This is a genomic window from Polynucleobacter sp. IMCC 29146 (assembly GCF_021395195.1).
Taxonomy (GTDB): domain Bacteria; phylum Pseudomonadota; class Gammaproteobacteria; order Burkholderiales; family Burkholderiaceae; genus Polynucleobacter.
Genome location: NZ_JAJVCR010000009.1, coordinates 82,509 through 102,155 on the forward strand (window position 1 = coordinate 82,509; position 19,647 = coordinate 102,155).

Consider the following 19,647-nt stretch of genomic DNA (forward strand, 5'->3'; position numbering starts at 1 on the left):
TTATAAACTAGTTCCCGCTAAACAAGATCTAGTAATAGGAAAGGGCATAGTTTTAAGGCCCCAGCGCATAGCAATACCATTTAATAATTCGTTTTTTTCTGCTGGGTCAGTTGATGTAGTTTGGGTGCCTGGTGGATTAGCACTGGTTGGCGTACCCGACCCACCAGGTGTAGTTGGTGTCGTTGGAGTGGTTGGTGCTGCTTGATTTCCTTGTCCCGCTTGGGTGGCACTTGGGTTACTAGTTAAGACTTGGGCTTGCTGACTAACTACTTCTGGTATCTCAAGACTTACTTTCATTTCGGTTGAAAGTAGATCGGGATCACTCAAAATAGCTTGCCATACCGTCAACGCATCTGCTCTGCCTTTCAGAGGCCTACTAGTCCAACGTTGCAAACCCGCTGGAGTCATGCCAAAACCCACGATCATCCAGGCATCAATATTATCGAGTCGATAGCGGCGTACCCACCAAACATTTTTTGTACCTGCGGCATATGGCTTAACACCCAATTCTGAATTGCTTAACATTTCTTGGCAATCTCGCTCAAACTGCCGAACCAATTGCACATAGCCAGCATCTTGAGTAGATCGACGATCAATCGTCTCGCGTCCGCGAATCATGGCATCCATGCCGCGCCATGCCATTAAGCCAACGACGGCCATAATGATTAGCGCTACCAATACTTCTACTAGCGTAAAACCTGCATCATTAACGCGCAGTTTCACAAGACACCGCCAGTTGGGTTGGCCACCACCGTAACTAACCAAGCTAAGCGTGGGCCATTAGACTCGGTAGCGCTTGCCTGGCTGGCTAGGTAAACCGTAATTTCAACTCGTCGAAAGGCTGGATTGGGGGTGGCCAATACTTTGCGCTGACAAACCAAGATTATTGATACTTGTGGGCAACTAAATGAGCTAGTGCCCAAATCAGGCCAAATTTTTTTCATACGAATTTCGTTTAGTGCATCATCAGCACTCCATAGGGCCATGGTCCGTTGTGAAATTGCCAGCTGCGTATCGGCACTGTATGCCACTGCTCGTAAGGCTGCAATTAAGGCGACGCTTAAAATAATTAAGCCTACCAATACCTCAACTAATATAAATCCATTTTGCTTAGGTGAACTTTGCTGGTTCATGGCGACTCCCAACTAAAACGCCCGTTACTGGCGCGCACTAAGGTCGCAAAACGCCTATCTTGTTGAATTGGAATACGCATGGCTGTGGTCACAGACTCAGCGCCTAAAGTTAGTTGGATTGGACTGACGATCACTGGTTTAGCCCAAACCTTCGCCTTATAGGCATCCGGAATAAATGTGGCAGGAGTATTCGCTTCAGCCATTGGATTTACATTTAGTGGTCGGCTAAAACGCCAACCGGTTTCATCAATTTGCGCCAACATGGAAGACCCACTCATCAGGCTTTCATCCTGAGCTGCATTCAGTGAGGCCACTAATTGATCGAGGTTATCGCGCCAATAACGTTCATCATGATTCGGAATTGTCAGCACTGCAATTCCTAACATCACCGCCACAATTGTGAGGGCTAGCAACAGCTCGATTAAAGTAAATCCACTTTCAGCAGAAGAACACTTAATTAAGCCCCTACTTTTTTTACCAATTCCCAATATCCGCATCGGTTCCGGTTCCGCCCGGCTTGTTGTCTGCCCCATAACTCAAGATATCAACTTCACCTTTAGTCCCAGGGTTACTGTACTGATAAGGATGGCCCCAAGGATCATTTGGTAATAAATCTAAATAGCCACCCGTTTTCCAATTTTGTGGCACTGGCTCAGCACTAGGGCGAGTAACGAGTGCCTTGAGGCCTTGCTCGGTAGTGGGATAGCGGCCAATATCTAAGCGATATAGTTTTAGTGCTTGGGATAAGGTGCCAATATCATGTTTAGCAGCGGTCACGCGCGCCTCATCAGGACGCCCCATAATGCGGGGCACTATTAAAGTAGCCAAAATACCAATAATGGCTATAACAACCATAATTTCAATTAAAGTAAAGCCGGCCTCGCGCTTTTTGCAATCAATACGCGCCTTGTTTAGATTGGGGCTGACCAGTGCTGTAGGTAGTTTAAGTAGGTATTTCAAAAGGGGCTCTCAATCAATTAAACTGAATGAATATTATAAGGATTAATTCTAATTTGAGCGAATTTCTGCATCGTCTTCAAGAGCGTCTAAAAAAGCGCTCTGCTAGCGCTACTGATAGCTCTGGCACAGGGCGCTTACCCTTGTCTTGGGCAGAGCGTTGGGCGTCTTTTAATCACTTCGCCCAGCAACTACTGACCGCAAGCAAACAATCTCTGACTAAAAATGGTTTTAATTCTGATTTAAATAAATCTAGCATTATTTTACAGTTAAAGCTGTTTGCTAAAAATTATCTTAAACCAAGCCCAGTTATTCATAGCCTTACTTATCTGGGCATGTTAATTACTATTGCTTCAGTGACTTATTGGCTGATGCATTTATCACAAATTCCCAGCCCACCAGAGGCTCTAAGCAAAAATGCTAAAGGGGCTGTACTTTATAGTAATCAAGGTAGTGCTGAGAGTTATGCACTGTTTGGTAGCAAACCTATCGCAACCGACAATATCATCTTACGCGGTGTTGTTGTCACTGATAAAAATAAAGATGGTTTACTGCAAGGCTTTGCCCTCTTTGAAATTGATGGCAAACCGACTGGCGCTATTGCAGTTGGTGAAAGTTTAGGCAAAGGACTGATGTTGCAAACTATCACCACAGAAACTGCAACTTTGCTCTATCAAGGCAAGCGGCTCAACTTTAGTCTGAATAAATCAAATAAAGATAAGCAAGCGAATAATTCTAGTAACGGATCTAATAGTGGTACAGCAGCAGTACCCAAGGCTCGTGCAATTCCTAATGTCTCACCAAAAACAGAATTACCAAAATAGCTAGCCCGCTTAATGATCTGTTTACGCTTCGCTATATCTTTTATATTAAGCATGTTAGGCCTATTAGCCTGTAACTCAGTCTATGCGCAAGCCGATACTTTTATTGGACTACTTGAGCCAAGTGCAAAAAACGAATTGTGGCTTAACCCAGGTATGGTCACTTACCACTTTCAAACTGATCAAAACCTCAATGGCGCGAACTGGGGCGCAGGGGCTGAGTATCGCTTCTCTACGGTATCTTCAATCACAGCCGGCCGTTTTTATAATAGTAATAATGCTTATTCTAATTACGCTGGCATCTACTACCAACCCCTAGCGATTGGGCCAATTAAAGTTGGCGCTGTTATTGGTGGCTTTAGTGGTTATTCATCAACGAATAATGGCGGATGGTTTCCAGCTGCAATTCCCGCGCTCACTTGGGAAGGGGATTGGGTTGGGGCTAATGTTTTTATTATTCCTACTATCGGTGATCGAGTGCATGGTGGAATTTCTCTGCAACTGAAATTTAAAGTGTTTAGCTAAGCCTGTCCTATAGCCTTACCAAATAAACCAATTCCAAATTCACAGACATATTTTTTATGCTCTGCTGAACCTGCAATCGGATCATTCTCTAAAAATGGACTCCGAATAACAGCCTGAAATGCCCTAAGGGCTAAGCGGCATTCATTTTCATTCATTATTCTGAACGTATTGGTTACATTATCTTGCGCCAACTGCAGAAGCGCGGGAATGACAGAATCCATCACTTTATTTAATTCTTCAGGTTTTTTAGATACTTTTAATAAAAGTCTCATCAAGAGCTTATATTTTTTACCCGTATGTTTTTTTTTGTTCAGGCGCGCAAAAAGTAGATCAACAATAGTGCCTATAACTGGGCCAATCTCTTCATACGGGGTAAATTGCTGGATGATTTCTTCCGCATGAAGGGCGACCTTACGCAAATGGCGATCAATAAAAATAAATGCAAATAGTGAGTTGAGTGCGCCAAAATAACGGTAAAAGGTGCCAATAGAGTAACCCGACTTAGAGGCCAATTCTCTTGCAGTAGGCATCCCATCACTGTCTTTTTGCATCAAGTCATCAGCGGCTTGAGTAATGTCGATAAAGGTTTTTTCAGCACGTAACTGCAGTGATTTTTTATACTCAAATTCCTGAATTTCTTTCATATTGAGCCATCATAACCAAAATTACGCATATTTGAAGATGAACATGCTGCAGATTAGTGCAAAGAAAGGATGAGAGCCATATATATATTGGGTCTCAGGCCATCAAAAAAAAATGGAAAGTGAACTAGAAAAGCGTTGAAACGCACAAAATTGTAGGTAAATTCGAGGCTAGCATCAATTTTCTAAGGATAAAATCATGAAAAAAACGATCGGTCTTTTGATGTCTTTAGCAGCCTCGCTATTCTTGGTTGCTTGTGGCGGAGGCGACATGGGTTCGGCATCAACAGGTAATTCAGCAACGCCTACCTCAGTTTCAGCAGTTTCTGCGGCAGCAACTAATAGTTGTTTCAGCATTACAGCTCCAAGCACTAATCTGGGTCAATGGTGGACCAGCGGCTCATTTAATGTCACCAATACTTGCGCTACCGTACAAAGTGCTAGTGGTTTGCAAATTAAAATTGCTAGCAGTGGCACTGCTTTGGTAGGCTCTAAGTTTCAGCTGGACTCGATTAATGGCTTATATTTTCCGCCGCCAATCTATTGGGCCCAATCTACAGGGACGTTTATTACCAATAGTGTGGCCGGTAGTAAAGATACGGTCACCTTAACCTTAAATACGACTGGGTCGATTCAACCCAATACTTCAGCCACCGTATTTTATGGCTATAACCCCAATGGTACGACGCCAGGCGCAATCAGCTATACGGTTAATGGTGGTAGTACTCCGGTGACGCCAACCGGTGGTTCAATTGCTTTTAGTATTGATGCCACAGCGTTAAAGGCGGTTTGTGTTAGTGGTACAACCTGCAATATTCCGGTGATGCTGAGCGGGCCTAATAGTTATGCATCGACGGTTGCGACCATCGATAATAATAATGCCGGCACGGTTATTACGAACAATAATTTCACTCGACTAGCTACGGGCTCTTATACCCTTACTGTTGCTAGTAGCGCTTTACCTGCTAATGTCAGCTTTAGTGCTCCCGCAATTAACGTTACTGACAATAATACGGTGAATGAAGCTGCCCTCTTCACGGTTGCTAGTACACCCGTAGTTATCGGTTCTTATAGTGTTGGTGGTACGCTAAGCGGCTTGAATACAGGCTTAACAGTGGCGCTGAATAATAATGGTGCTAATTCACTGAGTCTTAGCTCAAATGGCGCATTTAAGTTTAGTACGCTAGTAGCCAATAACGCTAACTATGCAGTGACAGTTGGCACACAACCTAGCGGGCAAACGTGTACCGTTTCAAACGGTGCAGGTAAGGTAACTGCTAATATTACTACCGTTACTGTTTCCTGCACCACCAACTCAACGGGCTCTACCGGCGCAATTAAATACCGCGGTGTTAATTTAGCTGGCGCTGATTTTGGTGAAAGTAATTTACCTGGCACCTATGGTGTGGATTACACCTATCCAACCAATGCTGAAGCGACTTACTTTAAAAGTAAAGGCATGAATGTCATTCGCTTGCCATTCCGGTGGGAGCGTTTACAGCCCACTTTAAATGCAGCCCTTGACCCAACTGAACTAAATCGGATGCAGACTTTTGTTAACCAAGCAATTGCAGCAGGCCATACAGTTGTTTTAGATCCGCATAACTATGCGCGCTATAAAAACAATATTATTGGCGCCAGCTCGATTACAAATGCTAACTTTGCTGATTTTTGGGGTCGTTTAGCAACAGTGTATAAAAATAATCCAGCTGTCTTATTTGGTCTCATGAATGAGCCTAGCGAGATGTCCACTGAAACTTGGGTGGCAGCCGCCAATGCTGCAATTGTCGCAATTCGTAATGTTGGGGCTAATAATGTGATTCTGGTTCCTGGCAATGGCTGGACTGGTGCCCACAGTTGGGCGCAAAATTGGTATGGCACCGCAAATGCCGTTGCCATGCTATCGATCAAAGACTCTGCCAATAACTTGATGTTTGAAGCCCATCAATATCTAGATTCCAATAGCTCGGGAAATTCAGATATTTGTGTTAGCTCCACCATTGGGGCTGAGCGCTTAGTTACTTTTACCAATTGGCTACGCGCCAACGGCAAGAAAGGCTTTTTAGGGGAATTTGCTGGCGGCAATAATGCTACCTGTAATCAAGGCATTGCTAATATGCTCGCTTATATGGAAGCTAACGCGGATGTCTGGGCTGGCTGGACTTGGTGGGCTGCAGGCCCATGGTGGGGAGGCTATAAATTTACTATTGAGCCGAGTAATGGCGTAGATGACCCCAAACTAACCAATCTATTACCGTATTTGAAATAAGTTGTAAATTCAGCATAAAATCTTAGCCTAAGATCTCATCCTTAGGCTAAGATTAGTTTTTATCTCATTTTGAAGTAATCCTATGAAAATCATACGAACTGCTTTAGTTACTATTTTTAGTATTTTTCTTTTAGTTTTACCGATGGTATCCCAAGCAGAATTAGGCGGTAATCTTGCTAGCATTAATCTAGAACAAAAAACTTTTGGGTCAACTCTGACCTCTTCACCGCAAGCTGGCTACACTATTTATTCGCAAAATATTAACCCCGGCTTAGTCATTAAAGAATATTTAACTAACAATGGCAATGTTTTTGCAGTGACCTGGAAAGGCCCCAACCTACCTAATTTTCAAGTAGTATTAGGGTCTTATTATTCAAACTACCTCACTGCATTGCAAAATAACCCGCGAGCGATTTTTTTTCAAGATGACAACATCGTGATTGAATCGGGCGGCGTGATGGGAGGATATGTAGGGCGTGCCTATTTACCTAAGCAATTTCCAGCGGGTATGACATCTGCAAATATTCAATAGGCCATGCATTTAATGGCTATGGCTTTCCTATTGAGATGGCAATTCATGCGTGGCATGGCAATAATGGTATTTGCAGTCGTTTTAGTTGCCTGTGGTGGCAGTAGTACTAGTAGCTCATCCTCTAGTAGTAATCAAGATTCTCTGCCCAGTATTAACTTAGCGGCTAATTCAATTAGCGTTAATGTTGGTGCTGGGCAAGCAAAAAATATTAATACGCCTTATGTTAGTGTGACTATCTGCCAGCCTGGTACAAGTATTTGCAAGACCGTTGATAACATTCTGCTCGATACTGGCTCAACCGGCTTACGAGTTTTGGCTTCTACCATCACCTCTTTACAGCTCACCCAAGTAGTTGTCAATAATGCCCCTATTCTGGAGTGTGCCTCTTTCATCAGTGGTGATGCGTGGGGGCCCGTAAAGCTGGCCGATGTCAAAATGAGTGCAGAGGTAGCTAGCTCAATTCCGATTCAAATTTTGGCAGACCCTAGTTACAGCACCATTCCAAGTTCGTGTGGCGGTTCACAAGCCACCCAAATTTCAAACACCCTTAAAACTAATGGTATTTTAGGGGTTGGTTTATTCATTAGCGATACCCAAAGCTACTTTAATTGTGTGCCAACCACTTTAAATAATTGTCGAATCAGCCTAAGTCTCAGCCCTAATTTACAAGTTCAGAATCCGGTTTCTGCCTTCCCGGTCGATAACAATGGAATCATTATTAAACTTCCTTCAGTTAGTGCCAATGGCGCAAGCCTCATTACCGGATCACTCACTTTTGGAATCGATACCCAAGCCAATAATTCCTCGAGTGGGTCTTATGTCATCCCCACTAATAGTAGCGGCCTATTTACTACTATTTTTAATAACACTACGTTTACTAGTAGTTTTATCGATAGTGGCTCAAATGGTCTTTATTTTCCATCTGGCAACTTAAGTTCTGTTTTGGTGAATTGCTCCTCGTATTCGTTAGCAGGTTTTTACTGCCCTGCCACCACTCAATCGTATTTGGCCGCCCTCACCTTAAAAAATAATATTCAGGGTAATGTCAGTTTTTCTGCTGCTAATGCGAAAACTTTAGTCGCTAGTGGCAACTATGCTTACAACAATATTACCGGTCAAATTGGTAATAATTTATTTGACTGGGGCCTGCCTTTTTTCTTTGGCCGCAGCGTCTATATTGGCATTACTGGGCGTACGAGCAACGCTGGTATAGGGCCTTATTACGCATATACGTATTGATTGCTACACTCAATTCGCAACATACTTTTAATAAATGGCCTAATCATTTCCAGTAATTGCTAGGTCCTGGACCGCCAATGGATCGATAACCAATGAAGCAGTTGACGGCCGCAATTTAGTGCCAGGCATTAATTCAAAATCGGGGCTAAAAATGGTGAGCGCACTGCGCAGTTGATCGAATGGCTTGCGATCACCAATGAACTGTGCCTTACCCTGTGTCAATAATTGGTCAAAACTAGCCTTACCACCCATTACTAACTCAAGATCACTGCGATTAATGATAATGGTCAGGTGTGGATTGTTGGCTTGCTGACCTTTAATATTAGTTAAAGCGGAATTACTCAACTCAATTACAAATTGCTCACCGTTATCAGGGGTATTTAAATTAATTACAAAATTCATGCCCTTGGCTTTTTTGCTATCAATGCTAATTGCTAAAGCATTTAACCAAAGTTCAGTTGTCATGGCTTTAATCATATCGGGGCCATTTGATTTGGGTGGTACCCCAGCCGGCATGCCATGCCTTAATTCATAGGCTGCACCTAGAAAACTATTGCGCACACTAGGACTTTCTTTTTGATAACCAATTTGCTCAAAAACATTAGCCAGTAAATCTTTAGCCGCCGTATTATTGGGTTGCGCATACACTAATTTATTCAAAATCTCCATGGCCTCGCGATATTTTCCTTGGTTATAGAGCTTTTTGCCTTTAGCCAAAATTTTGCTCGAGCCGCCCATCATTTCCACATACAAGGGTGCAGAATCCTTGGGGGATAATGGCGCCAAGGTAGCGGGGTTCGCATCCCAATAGCCTAAATATCGATTGATTACAGCTCGGCTATTGTGCTCTTCAGAGCCATGGTAGCTATGGGCAGCCCATTGTGCTTTTAGGCTTTCAGGTAATTGATACACATTTTGAATTTCATTAATCGTCACACCCTGATTTGCCAAATGGAGTACCTCATTATTTAAATGTGCATAGGTATCTCTTTGGGTGCGCATCACTTCTTGAATGCGTGCATTACCCCAGCGCGGCCAAGTATGTGATGCAAACATGACTTGGGTCTGAGCGCCATATCGATAAAGGGCTGTATTAATGTGCTTCGACCAAGCCAAGGGATCGCGTACTAAAGCGCCACGTAAGGTATAAATATTATGGATTGTTCCGGTAATGTTTTCTGCCGCCCAAAAGGCTTTAAATTGCGGAAAATAGGTATTCATTTCTGCTGGCGCTTCAGTGCCGGGAGTATTTTGAAACTCCATTGTGACTCCATCGATTGTGAGTTCTTCAAAATCTTTGGTGATATATTTTGTGGGCTCAATTAAGCCTAAATTACCAGCCGCAGTATTTTTACCAATTGATTGATCAACGTGACCAAACGGGCTGCGCGGTAATAAAACGCCATACTGAAAAAACATTCGACGAGTCATCGCATTTCCAGCATAAACATTCTCAGCTACTGCATGCTCCATAAAACCACTAGGTGCAATAATCGGCACCCTTCCACTCTTCACGTCAGCCTCATCTATGACACCACGAACTCCGCCAAAATGATCAGCATGCGAATGTGAATAAACTACTGCGACAACGGGACGTTTGCCAAGCCTTGCGCTTACTAATTCCAAAGCTGCGCGGGCAGTTTCTTTAGCAGTTAATGGGTCAAATACGATCCAACCAGTATTACCCTTAATAAAACTAATATTCGCTAAATCAAAGCCACGCACTTGATAGATTTTATCGGGTACTACTTCATATAGACCATAGGCCATGTTAAGTATGGCTTGACGCTGTAATGAAGGATGTACGCTATCAAAATCTTTACCCTGCAATAGAAAATCATAGCTGCCCATATCCCAAGCTACGTTACCCTCATCAGCCATAATTTTATTAAATGGTGGAGCAGCAATAAAGCCTTTTTTAGCCTCTTCAAAGTCACGTTTATCGGCAAAGGGAAGAGTTTTACGTAATCCATTTTGTAATTCAATCGTAAATTGGGATGGCTGTTGCCCCTTAGGATCGAAATGCTTCCCCTGTACCGCACCCGGATCAGCAATAATTGCACCAGCTCCAGCGGCAAGCACAAATTGGGCGAATGCTAGCGATACTATTAGTGCAATAACACTAATTCGCATCAAACGTAAGCAAGACATTTTTTTCTTTTAAAGGATTAGTTTTTATGAGTTTTTATTATTTTAATGCAGAAATTAAAAGTCCTAATAGGACTCATTAACCCCCACCCCTACGGGTATATAAATCAAATTTAGCCATTACCTGCGCTACTTGCTCTGCATTAAAAGCGTTCATTGCAAATGAAAAATTTACCACCAACACAGGAATTTTCAGTAAGGCAATTTGTTGGGAAGGTTTTGTGTGGGCGGCAATCAATAATCTGGGGCCGGGAACTTCATAATGCGTTTTATTATCGATTGCTACTGCAGTTGATTGTAGCAACTCACCCAAAGCATCTGGTAGCCAGCGAATTAAATCATCGGCAGAACAACCCATCACTCTTTGCACTTGAATTACAGTCACACTGAAAATTAACCGCCAGCAACGGGTGGGCAAATAGCTAAAGCATCATTTTCTTGCAAGACTGAACCGAGTCGCTCTTGGGGTGGAATATATTTACCATTAATCATTACTAAGTGGGCTTGAGGATGAGGAATGTGATGCAAGTCCATCACTTCACTGACTGTAGATCCATCAGGCACTTGAATAATCGCCTCAATTGTATTGATTTTATTGGCGGGCAAATAGCGATTGAGGCTGGCAAAAAGCTTGAGGGTAACTTGCATACGTAAAGCTTAATTCATTCAAGCAGATTGTGCTTGTCCTTTAGCTAAATATGCCTCTACTAGCTGGGTGGGGTCTTCTAGTAAAGTCTCTTTCCAGGCGCCTAAGGCAAGCTTCGTTTGAATTAGGCCCCGCAAGACTCCGACATGCTCGGTAAACCCTAAGCTAGTTGCGCCAATCAAAACATCACCTAAAAATTCTAACCGCAGGTATTTAAAACGCTGGGGATCACAAAGCTCTACGTGATCACCGCCTTTAGCGCCTGACCATAAGCCAAATGAAGAAGCAATTAAACCGAGGGTATCTAATACATTCACTTGCAAGATGCCAATACTTTGCACCATCCCTCCAGTCATATTGATCGCAGCAACTCCGGCTTGTTCAGCAGCATTAGGTTGAATGGCATTAATCATGCGCTCACCAGTGAGAAAATCAACACTTTCAGTTACATCACCCGCTGCATAAATATCGGCAATCGAACTTTGCATTTGCTCATTTACTACAATTCCAGTTTTGATGTCTAGTCCCGAGTCTTTCAAAAAGGCAATGTTCGGGCGTACGCCTGCTGCTGAGATCACTAAATCAACTTCAAGTGTCTGTCCATTTGAAAGTTTTACGGCTAAACCTGCTTTGCCTTGGGTAATAGCCTCAACCTTAGTATCGGTAAATACGGTGATACCTTTAGCTTGCACCCATTTTTTGATGAGAGCGCCCGCCATTTCCGTCATCATGCGCGGCACCATCCGGTTTCCCATTTCAACTACGGTTAGTTCAACTTCTCTACTGGCCAATGCCTCTAGAATGATGCAACCAATAAAACCTGCGCCCATTTGTAATACTCGTGCCCCAGGCTTGGCTAAGGCATGAATCGCCCGTGCATCCTCTAGTGTCCAACAATGGTGAACCCCTGGAAGGTCAATACCAGGTACAGGCGGTAGCACAGGCACTGAGCCAGTGGCAATCAGCAACTTATCAAAATTGATTTTTTGTGGTTTTTTATTACCTTCTTCAACTTGCAGTGATTTACTTTTGGCGTCGAGTGAAAGCACTCTGCCCTGTACTTGCTGTATTTTGAGCCGTTCAAAATGATTGGCAGTTTTCCGCAAATACGTTCCCGATTCGTCAATATTGCCAACCAATAAATAAGGAATTGCCATGCGAGAATATGGTGGCGAGAGCTCATCACCAATTAGGATAATCTCGTCCGCAGGACAACGCTTGCGAATTGTCTCTGCTGCAATTACGCCAGCTGGCCCATTGCCAATAATGACATGCTTCATGGGGCTACTTAAAGACCTAAACGCTTGCGAGTATCGGCATTAATTTGCCCATCGCTATCCCAGCCACGAATCTTGTAATACTGCGGTAACATCTTGCCCAAGCCGCTGACTGAACCCTTACCAGGTCCAGTTTTTGCAGCTTCAGACATTAAACGCTTGGGTAGCTTATCGTCTTTACTAGTAAAGCCAGCACGATTATTAAAATCACGCTCCATATTCCAAATTCGCTCGCCAATTAAAGTTAAATTTTCAACTGTAAATTCATCTCCACAGGCTGCTTGAAGTTGGGGCGCAACATCGGCTAGTGTCCAAGCAAAGCTAGTAAAAATACAGAGTCCAGCAGAATCAAAGGCAGCAGTAGCATCTTGAAAGGCTTTTACCAACTCAGGCTTACCATCCGTATCAGCAGGCTCTGTTTTAACAGGAATGCCTAAAACTTCAGAGGCGATAGTGTAACCACGTAAATGACATGCGCCCCGATTCGAAGTGGCATAGGCCAAGCCAATACCCTGAATCACCCGCCCATCGTAAGCGGGAAACTCTTGCCCTTTGACGCTCATCGATAAATCGGGTTGGCCATATTTCGCTGTCAGCCGAGCAGAACCTAAGGCAATTTCTTTACCAAAGCCAATTCCTTGCGCAGTAATTTCAGCAAAGTGGCAAAGTGCTTTGACCGAACCAAAAGGCGCTTCAATACCGAGTTGCTCTTTGGTCAAGACCCCCATTTCATACATTTCCATCACTGCGCCAACCGTAGCGCCAAAAGTAATCGGGTCAAAACCGTCTTCATTACAAATCATATTGGCATACTGCAAAGCCTCAAGATCATTGACCCCATTAGCTGCGCCCAAAGCCCAAGCAGCCTCATATTCAAGGCCGCCCGAGGTATTCTTATATTGCGGTTTATTTTCAATCGTGAAATGAGATTCATCTATTTGCGAAATACGACCACAGGCAATCGTGCACGCAAAGCAAGCTTGAGTTGTTACCAAATGTGATTTTCCATCTGAGTCACGTTCAACTGCCATCGCTTCAGCTGAAATATCTTTTGCGCCTTCAAATTGCACATCTTGATGATTACGAGTTGGTAGGGCTCCCACCTCATTAATTACATTCATTAATACTTGGGTGCCATAAGTCGGTAAACCTTGGCCGGTTACAGCGTGCCCGGCTAAAACCGCTTTACCAGCATTTACTGCCGCCATAAAGGCTTTGGGGTTTTTAATATTGCCAACCCCTTTGGTACCACGCACTGCCAGCGCTTTCAAATTCTTGCTACCCATCACAGCGCCAACGCCAGAGCGGCCTGCAGCGCGATGCAAGTCATTGACGATAGCGGCAAAATATACTTGATTTTCACCAGCACGCCCAATGCAGGAAACCCGAATTTGGGGATCTTGATGTTTAATTTTGATCGCTGGCTCGGTTTCCCAAACCGTCTTGCCCCACAAATCACCTGCGTCTACTAATTCAGCGCGATCATCTTCGATATATAAGTAGACAGGCTTAGGCGACTTGCCTTCAAAAATAACCATGTCCCAACCAGCCATTTTTAATTCAGCACCTAAATACCCGCCTGAATTAGAACAAGCAATTGCACCAGTTAAAGGACCCTTGGTAACCACCGTAAAACGCCCACCAGTAGAGGCCATGGTGCCTGTTAACGGCCCAGTTGCCCAAATAATTTTATTTTCAGCTGATAAAGGATCGACCTTCGGATCAACTTCATCGACAAAATATTTTGTGGCTAAGCCCCGTGAACCTAAATAGGTTTTAGCCCACTCCATATTCAAAGGCTCAGACTTGCAAGTGCCTTTAGTTAAATTAACGCGTAGTAGTTTCCCAGCCCAAGACATAGTATTTTCCTATTCAATAATTAGTTAGTACTAGCTTGATTGCCAAGCTTATCGGCCCATGCGCGCATGCGATCGAGCCCTGTCCAATCGGCATCTACATAAGTAATAGCTTCGGTTGGACACGCTGTAGCGCAAGCTGGGTCACCAGAACACAAGTCACACTTTTGTACCTTACCAGTATCCTGCACATAATTAATCGTGCCAAAAGGACAAGCAATTGTGCAAACTTTGCAGCCCACACAGGTGTCCTCAGAGACTACTTTTGCGCCCGTTACTAGATCAATGGAAATGGCATCTACCGGGCAAGCCTTTAAACACCATGCCTCATCGCATTGAGTACAGGTATAGGGTACCTTTACCCCAGTGTTGTGAAAATCAAAGACCCGAATGCGGGATTTAGAAGGATTAAAGATCCCATAATGTTCATAACTACAGGCCATTTCACACTGGAGGCAACCCGTGCATTTATCAGCATTAATCAGTAAAGACTTTTGCATTTCTAATCCCTTGTTTATTTGAAAAATAAGCTATATATGCAATATTCTGCCAATATAAAACAAATGGGAAGCTAGTAGTAACCCTAGTAAAACAAGCCCTATCTTTTTGACCTACATCAAACGCCTCCAATAGCGTATTAGCTACATTAAAACCTCGTCCTTAGTAGCTAGGAAGACATGCAAACTGTAAAAGAAATTGAATCGGCAGCTGACGCCGCCCGAAGGGCGGAGGTGAATAACTTAATTAGCCCTCGTTTTTATAAGACCGACTATGCGTATATGGATAGGCTGAATATCGAACCCGTTCGAGCAGAGTGGGACATGATGATGAAAGAATATGAAGGTGACAATAATCAAGATCATTTTCAGCGCGATGAGCAGTTTGTCGCCGAAGTTGCTCGATTAGTTCCCCAACTTAATCCCGAATTAAGGCGTGAATTTCTTGATTTTCTGGTAACGTCCCTAACCTCAGAATTTTCTGGCTGCGTGCTGTATAACGAGATTCGCAATCATGTTGATAACCCCGATATTAAACAATTAATGGCGTATTTAGTGCGCGATGAATCACGTCATGCAAGCTTTATCAATTCGTCACTTAAAGATTTTGATTTAGGTGTAAATCTAAGCGAATTAAAGAAAAATAAAGCTTATACCTACTTTAAGCCGAAATATATATTGTATGCAACATATCTATCTGAAAAAATTGGGTATGCGCGTTACATTACGATCTTTAGGCAACTAGAAAAAAATCCAGATAAACGCTTTCACCCTATTTTTCGCTGGTTTGAACGCTGGTGCAATGATGAATTCCGTCATGGCGAATCATTTGCCCTCATCATGCGTGCTGATCCAAAATTATTGCAAGGTACTAATTTATTATTCATTCGCTTCTTTTTATTGGCGGTATATGCCACGATGTATGTCCGCGATCACACGCGCCCTGCACTAAAACATGCAATGGGGCTTGATCCTACTCAGTACGATTACGCAGTATTTAAAATTACTAGTGAAATTTCGAAACAAGTATTTCCGATCTCTTTGGATATTGATAGTCCTGCATTTCGCCAAGGGATGAATCGACTATTTCGCATTGCTGAAAAATATTATGCGGCACGGGAAAAGGGAGGGATCTACGCATATTTCCAGCGAGGTGGATATGGGTTAGCGGGCTTTATGACCTTCGTTGGCATGTATTTCATTCCAGTGAAACGTCATAATCTACCTCAGCAAATTCGGATAGCGGCAGCCTGGTAATTTCAGACTACTTTTGAATAGGACCCCATGGTCAGGGATTCACGCAAATGTCGATCGAAAGCCATTGCCACCCGCCGTACCAATAAGCGCCCGCTCATGGGCACCATTAAAGAATCGCCATGCCATTCAATTAAACCAGAATCTTCGAGATAATTTAGGTCGGACTCTTCATTGACAAAATACGCGTCGAAATCAATTGCATGTTTTTGCGAAAATTGACTAGCATCGATCTTAAAGTGGCACATGAGTTGCCCAATTAAATCGCGTCGCACTATATCATCTTCGGATAAACGCATGCCCCGCAATGTAGGCAGGCGATGTTGATCAAGCAAAGCGTAATACTCATCTAAAGTTCTTACGCTCTGAACATAGCAATCGTCAACTTTACCTATAGCTGTTACTCCAAATGCCAACATATTGCACTCGGCTTGTGTAGAGTAGCCCTGGAAATTACGATGTAAACGACCTTCTTTTTGCGCGATTGCTAGCTCATCATTCGGTTTGGCGAAATGATCCATGCCAATAAAGATATAACCTGCTTGCATTAACTGGTCAATGGTACTCGACAAAATTTGCAGTTTATCTACCGCATTCGGTAAATCACCTGCGACAATACGGCGTTGCGGCTTAAAAATATGCGGTAAATGGGCATAACTATAAACTGATATGCGCTCTGGATTCAGCGCGATTACGGCTTGCACTGTTGCTACAAAACTGGCAGGCGTTTGCTTTGGCAGGCCATAAATCAAATCAACACTACGCGAAGTAAAGCCATATTTACGCGACCAATTCAGCACCGACTGAGTCTCTTCTAGGGTTTGAATCCGATGAATTGCCTGCTGAACCTCGGGATTGAAATCTTGCACTCCCAGACTAATGCGGTTAAAGCCTAACTCAGCAAGCAATTTAATATCGGCTTCAGTTACTCGACGCGGATCAATTTCAATTGAGTATTCCCCGTTTTGCTGAAATTCAAAATGGTTTTTAATCGAGGTCATTAATTCCCGCATTTCAGAGTGAGACAAAAAGGTCGGTGTGCCACCGCCCCAATGCAGTTGACTAATAGGTAATTTTTGCTCGGGAGCCAGCTCCATCGCCTCACAAACAGCAGCCATTTCTTTGGCTAGATATTTAATGTACTTAGCGCTACGCCCATGATCCTTCGTAATAATTTTGTTACAAGCACAGTAATAGCAAATATTAGGACAAAATGGTAAATGCATATAGAGCGAAAAAGTCTGCTCGTTTAATGAAATTCGCTTTAATGCTAAACGATAATCAACCTCAGTAAAATCTTTATGGAAACGATCGGCGCTAGGATATGAGGTGTAGCGCGGACCATTAATATCAAATTTTTTTAATAGCGCAGGCTCTAATAAACTAGTTCTCGCACTAGCTAAGCCAACTACTTGATGAGAAGCTGTTATTAATTGGTCCATCCCATTCTTTGTAGCAGAATAAGAGTGGGTTGATTTTGATTTAAATCAAAATTCTTATCTCGATGTCGGCCTTTTTTGCCGTCCTTTTGATTGGGTGATCTGCGAGTTAGGTGAATTTTTAGGCTTCGCTTTGGCTTGAGGTCTCGCTTGGCGCGTAGCCTTTATGGGCTGCACACCAATACTGGGATCAACTTCAAAGCCTGTAATAATTTCTTGCGGAATAGTTTGTTTTGTTAATTTCTCGATATCTTTTAGCAGCCCCAATTCATCGATACAAACTAATGAAATCGCCACCCCATTCGAGCCAGCGCGGCCCGTTCTCCCTACTCGATGGACATAATCTTCAGGAACATTGGGTAAATCGTAATTAACTACATGGGGCAGTTGATCAATATCAATACCCCTTGCTGCTATATCGGTTGCTACTAAAGCAGTAATTTTTCCAGACTTAAAATCAGCCAAAGCTTTAGTGCGGGCGGATTGACTTTTATTTCCATGAATAGCCATGCAAGTAATGCCATCTTTCTCAAGCTGCGTGACGAGCTTGTTAGCACCATGTTTTGTCCGCGTAAAGACTAGCACCTGCTGCCAATCATTCGCTTTAATGAGGTGGGCTAATAGCGCCTGTTTTTTATTTTTATCGACTGGATAAATTTTTTGCGTAATCGCTTCGTGGGTACTATTACTGCGGGCAACTTCAATTAAGGCTGGCGACTTTAGTAAGGTATTGGCTAGCGCTTTAATTTCGGTTGAAAATGTAGCAGAAAATAATAGGTTCTGACGTGCTTTTGGTAAGGTTGCCAAAATGCGTTTAATATCGGGTAAAAATCCCATGTCTAACATGCGATCCGCTTCATCTAAAACAAAAATTTCTATTGCCTTTAGTGAGATATGACCTTGTCCCATTAAATCGATTAAGCGACCAGGCGTAGCCACTAAAATATCGAGGCCATTCTTGATTGCATTAATTTGTGGATTAGCACCGACACCACCAAAAATAACCGCTGATTTCAGTCCAGTGTATTTGCCATAAGTTAAAACAGATTGCTGTACTTGCGCCGCAAGCTCACGCGTTGGAGTCAAAATTAAAACTCGGATTTGACGCCGTACGCTCGCTTGAGGTAGCTTTGAATCCATCAGTCTTTGCAAAATAGGTAAGGTAAAGCCTGCAGTTTTTCCTGTGCCTGTTTGAGCTGCCGCCAGCAAATCGCCGCCTTTTAAGACAGCTGGAATTGATTGAATTTGAATTGGGGTAGGCGTTGTATAGCCTTCTTCTTGTACCGCGCGCAAAATGGGAGCAGATAAAGCAAGTTCATTAAATAACATGGGGGCCGATAAGTGATTACTGCAATTGAATTGGCCATTTTAAGCGATTAACTAATTTGGCCAATCAGCTGCAGGTAATCCTGCGAAGGGAGCGGTAAATATTTGGCGCTTCATCAAAAATGATTGGGGCACTGGATTGCCGGTTTGGTACTCAATAATCCAAAAATAATCATAAACATCATCTGGCCAAGTAGTAGGTACCCCCACCATTTGATCTAAATTAAGTAATTGCCGCAAAGTGACTTTTTCGCCAGCAAACTCAGCTTCTAGGGCGGCGCTGGCAATATGAAAATGCTCCCAAATCATCAGTACCGTTTTATCTTCATACTGAGCGCTAAATAGTAAGTCCTTTGCTACTGCCTGATTGCGCACATTCTGTACTGCCATATGCGCTCGATCTATGCCTGCTTCTGCCCAATAAGCTAACATCGGCATATTCCAACTAGCAGCAATTGGCGCCATTGTTTCAATTGTATGTAAGGTCATTACCATTAATGCAGCAGGCCGTTCTTTTCCAATGAATAATGATTGTTTGGCATTCTGACCTAGATATTGCGCTGCAAGCGCTTGGGCGCGTAATTTGCCTATTTCAGAAAGGCTAGGGGCATCTAATTTTTCCGAATGACGCGCAATAATAATTTTCATAATAAGTAAAATAGTATCAAAAATTGAGATTGGTGAATTCAAACACGAAGTGCAACACGGTTTAAAGATTGCATAAAGACTTCACTCGGTGTTTTAAATCCTAATCGTTTTCTGGGTCGGTTGTTTAATCGGTCTTGGATCATTCTAAGCTCCTCGTCAGTCACAGTCGATAACAGTCTTTTCTTGGGGATGTATTGCCTAAGCAAGCCATTGAAGTTTTCATTCGATCCGCGTTGCCAACTAGCAAAAGGATCAGCAAAGTAAGTAGTGGATTTGAGGGCAGTATCAATTCTGCTGTGTTCGGCAAATTCCTTCCCGTTGTCAAAAGTCAGGGTTTTAACGAGTGGGGTCATGGGGTTTAATTTAGTAATGATGGCCTGGCTCACCAGATCCGAGGTTTTGTTGCTCACCTTAGCGATCAACGCATAGCCGCTCTTGC

Annotated in this window: 21 protein-coding genes; 6 read left to right on the forward strand and 15 right to left on the reverse strand. The window is 43.2% G+C overall.

What is annotated here, in order from left to right; all coding sequences use genetic code 11:
- Genes LZT22_RS10840 through gspG form a run of 4 tightly spaced genes read right to left on the reverse strand, consistent with a single transcriptional unit; the run spans position 1 to position 2,063 of the window.
- The gene (locus LZT22_RS10840) at positions 1-723 is read right to left on the reverse strand and encodes a prepilin-type N-terminal cleavage/methylation domain-containing protein (RefSeq protein ID WP_233925253.1); all 723 of its coding nucleotides are present in this window, start codon (positions 721-723) and stop codon (positions 1-3) included.
- Complete coding sequence (gspI, locus tag LZT22_RS10845; RefSeq protein WP_233925254.1) at positions 720-1,133, reverse strand: type II secretion system minor pseudopilin GspI; 414 nt, start codon at positions 1,131-1,133, stop codon at positions 720-722. Before gspI ends, LZT22_RS10840 begins: the two co-directional genes overlap by 4 nt.
- A complete protein-coding gene (locus tag LZT22_RS10850; protein WP_233925255.1) occupies positions 1,130-1,666 on the reverse strand; it encodes a prepilin-type N-terminal cleavage/methylation domain-containing protein in 537 nt (178 codons plus the stop codon). Before LZT22_RS10850 ends, gspI begins: the two co-directional genes overlap by 4 nt.
- Positions 1,608-2,063 carry a type II secretion system major pseudopilin GspG gene (gspG, locus tag LZT22_RS10855; RefSeq protein WP_255696520.1) on the reverse strand — a complete coding sequence of 152 codons (456 nt, stop codon included), beginning with the start codon at positions 2,061-2,063 and terminating at the stop codon, positions 1,608-1,610. Before gspG ends, LZT22_RS10850 begins: the two co-directional genes overlap by 59 nt.
- 83 nt (positions 2,064-2,146) lie before the next feature.
- Here gspG and LZT22_RS10860 point away from each other — a divergent pair, with 83 nt between their 5' ends.
- The gene (locus LZT22_RS10860; RefSeq protein ID WP_233925256.1) at positions 2,147-2,914 is read left to right on the forward strand and encodes a hypothetical protein; all 768 of its coding nucleotides are present in this window, start codon (positions 2,147-2,149) and stop codon (positions 2,912-2,914) included.
- Positions 2,915-2,965: 51 nt separating this feature from the next.
- The gene (locus tag LZT22_RS10865; RefSeq protein WP_233925257.1) at positions 2,966-3,436 is read left to right on the forward strand and encodes a hypothetical protein; all 471 of its coding nucleotides are present in this window, start codon (positions 2,966-2,968) and stop codon (positions 3,434-3,436) included.
- Here the strand turns inward: LZT22_RS10865 and LZT22_RS10870 are convergent.
- On the reverse strand, positions 3,433-4,080 hold the full coding sequence (locus LZT22_RS10870) for a TetR/AcrR family transcriptional regulator (protein ID WP_233925258.1): 648 nt from the start codon (positions 4,078-4,080) through the stop codon (positions 3,433-3,435). The genes LZT22_RS10865 and LZT22_RS10870 overlap by 4 nt on opposite strands.
- Positions 4,081-4,276: 196 nt before the next feature.
- Between LZT22_RS10870 and LZT22_RS10875 the strand changes: the two genes are divergently transcribed.
- From LZT22_RS10875 to LZT22_RS10885, 3 genes are all read left to right on the forward strand, one after another.
- Positions 4,277-6,346, forward strand: coding sequence for a glycoside hydrolase family 5 protein (locus LZT22_RS10875; protein WP_233925259.1), 2,070 nt, complete (start codon positions 4,277-4,279; stop codon positions 6,344-6,346).
- Positions 6,347-6,428: 82 nt separating this feature from the next.
- Complete coding sequence (locus LZT22_RS10880) at positions 6,429-6,878, forward strand: DUF2844 domain-containing protein (RefSeq protein WP_233925261.1); 450 nt, start codon at positions 6,429-6,431, stop codon at positions 6,876-6,878.
- 30 nt (positions 6,879-6,908) lie between these two features.
- Positions 6,909-8,117 (forward strand): DUF3443 family protein, encoded by a 1,209-nt coding sequence (locus tag LZT22_RS10885; protein WP_233925263.1) that lies wholly within the window; start codon positions 6,909-6,911, stop codon positions 8,115-8,117.
- Positions 8,118-8,156: 39 nt separating this feature from the next.
- Here LZT22_RS10885 and LZT22_RS10890 read toward each other — a convergent pair whose 3' ends face one another.
- The 6 genes from LZT22_RS10890 to LZT22_RS10915 form a co-directional block, all read right to left on the reverse strand.
- The gene (locus LZT22_RS10890) at positions 8,157-10,268 is read right to left on the reverse strand and encodes an alkyl/aryl-sulfatase (protein WP_233925264.1); all 2,112 of its coding nucleotides are present in this window, start codon (positions 10,266-10,268) and stop codon (positions 8,157-8,159) included.
- A 76-nt stretch (positions 10,269-10,344) separates the two neighbouring features.
- Positions 10,345-10,650, reverse strand: a complete 306-nt coding sequence (locus LZT22_RS10895; RefSeq protein WP_233925265.1) for a hypothetical protein — start codon at positions 10,648-10,650, stop codon at positions 10,345-10,347.
- An 8-nt stretch (positions 10,651-10,658) separates the two neighbouring features.
- Positions 10,659-10,913, reverse strand: coding sequence for a MoaD/ThiS family protein (locus tag LZT22_RS10900; protein ID WP_233925266.1), 255 nt, complete (start codon positions 10,911-10,913; stop codon positions 10,659-10,661).
- Between the two features lie 18 nt (positions 10,914-10,931).
- A complete protein-coding gene (locus LZT22_RS10905) occupies positions 10,932-12,191 on the reverse strand; it encodes an NAD(P)/FAD-dependent oxidoreductase (RefSeq protein ID WP_233925267.1) in 1,260 nt (419 codons plus the stop codon).
- Between the two features lie 8 nt (positions 12,192-12,199).
- Positions 12,200-14,047, reverse strand: a complete 1,848-nt coding sequence (locus LZT22_RS10910) for an aldehyde ferredoxin oxidoreductase family protein (RefSeq protein ID WP_233925268.1) — start codon at positions 14,045-14,047, stop codon at positions 12,200-12,202.
- A 20-nt stretch (positions 14,048-14,067) separates the two neighbouring features.
- A complete protein-coding gene (locus tag LZT22_RS10915; protein ID WP_233925269.1) occupies positions 14,068-14,544 on the reverse strand; it encodes a 4Fe-4S dicluster domain-containing protein in 477 nt (158 codons plus the stop codon).
- 177 nt (positions 14,545-14,721) lie between these two features.
- Here LZT22_RS10915 and acsF point away from each other — a divergent pair, with 177 nt between their 5' ends.
- Positions 14,722-15,798 carry a magnesium-protoporphyrin IX monomethyl ester (oxidative) cyclase gene (gene acsF, locus LZT22_RS10920; protein WP_233925270.1) on the forward strand — a complete coding sequence of 359 codons (1,077 nt, stop codon included), beginning with the start codon at positions 14,722-14,724 and terminating at the stop codon, positions 15,796-15,798.
- Positions 15,799-15,800: 2 nt separating this feature from the next.
- Here the strand turns inward: acsF and hemN are convergent, their stop codons facing one another.
- The 4 genes from hemN to LZT22_RS10940 form a co-directional block, all read right to left on the reverse strand.
- Entirely contained in the window at positions 15,801-17,237 is a 1,437-nt protein-coding gene (gene hemN, locus LZT22_RS10925) for an oxygen-independent coproporphyrinogen III oxidase (RefSeq protein ID WP_233925271.1), read from the reverse strand.
- A gap of 54 nt (positions 17,238-17,291) precedes the next feature.
- Positions 17,292-18,563 (reverse strand): DEAD/DEAH box helicase, encoded by a 1,272-nt coding sequence (locus tag LZT22_RS10930; protein ID WP_233925272.1) that lies wholly within the window; start codon positions 18,561-18,563, stop codon positions 17,292-17,294.
- A 51-nt stretch (positions 18,564-18,614) separates the two neighbouring features.
- Positions 18,615-19,208: a hypothetical protein gene (locus LZT22_RS10935; RefSeq protein ID WP_233925273.1), complete on the reverse strand. Its 594-nt coding sequence runs from the start codon at positions 19,206-19,208 to the stop codon at positions 18,615-18,617.
- Positions 19,209-19,246: 38 nt separating this feature from the next.
- Positions 19,247-19,647 (reverse strand): IS30 family transposase (locus LZT22_RS10940; protein WP_233925157.1); only part of this gene is annotated, 401 nt, incomplete at its 5' end.

Excerpts from the sequence above, each read along its gene's own strand:
- gspI (WP_233925254.1), bottom strand. The coding sequence starts at position 1,133 with ATGAACCAGCAAAGTTCACCTAAGCAAAATGGATTTATATTAGTTGAG.
- LZT22_RS10850 (WP_233925255.1), bottom strand. The coding sequence starts at position 1,666 with ATGGGGCAGACAACAAGCCGGGCGGAACCGGAACCGATGCGGATATTG.
- LZT22_RS10865 (WP_233925257.1), top strand. The coding sequence starts at position 2,966 with ATGTTAGGCCTATTAGCCTGTAACTCAGTCTATGCGCAAGCCGATACT.
- LZT22_RS10870 (WP_233925258.1), bottom strand. The coding sequence starts at position 4,080 with ATGAAAGAAATTCAGGAATTTGAGTATAAAAAATCACTGCAGTTACGT.
- LZT22_RS10875 (WP_233925259.1), top strand. The coding sequence starts at position 4,277 with ATGAAAAAAACGATCGGTCTTTTGATGTCTTTAGCAGCCTCGCTATTC.
- LZT22_RS10880 (WP_233925261.1), top strand. The coding sequence starts at position 6,429 with ATGAAAATCATACGAACTGCTTTAGTTACTATTTTTAGTATTTTTCTT.
- LZT22_RS10890 (WP_233925264.1), bottom strand. The coding sequence starts at position 10,268 with ATGTCTTGCTTACGTTTGATGCGAATTAGTGTTATTGCACTAATAGTA.
- LZT22_RS10900 (WP_233925266.1), bottom strand. The coding sequence starts at position 10,913 with ATGCAAGTTACCCTCAAGCTTTTTGCCAGCCTCAATCGCTATTTGCCC.
- LZT22_RS10905 (WP_233925267.1), bottom strand. The coding sequence starts at position 12,191 with ATGAAGCATGTCATTATTGGCAATGGGCCAGCTGGCGTAATTGCAGCA.
- LZT22_RS10910 (WP_233925268.1), bottom strand. The coding sequence starts at position 14,047 with ATGTCTTGGGCTGGGAAACTACTACGCGTTAATTTAACTAAAGGCACT.
- LZT22_RS10915 (WP_233925269.1), bottom strand. The coding sequence starts at position 14,544 with ATGCAAAAGTCTTTACTGATTAATGCTGATAAATGCACGGGTTGCCTC.
- acsF (WP_233925270.1), top strand. The coding sequence starts at position 14,722 with ATGCAAACTGTAAAAGAAATTGAATCGGCAGCTGACGCCGCCCGAAGG.
- hemN (WP_233925271.1), bottom strand. The coding sequence starts at position 17,237 with ATGGACCAATTAATAACAGCTTCTCATCAAGTAGTTGGCTTAGCTAGT.
- LZT22_RS10930 (WP_233925272.1), bottom strand. The coding sequence starts at position 18,563 with ATGTTATTTAATGAACTTGCTTTATCTGCTCCCATTTTGCGCGCGGTA.
- LZT22_RS10935 (WP_233925273.1), bottom strand. The coding sequence starts at position 19,208 with ATGAAAATTATTATTGCGCGTCATTCGGAAAAATTAGATGCCCCTAGC.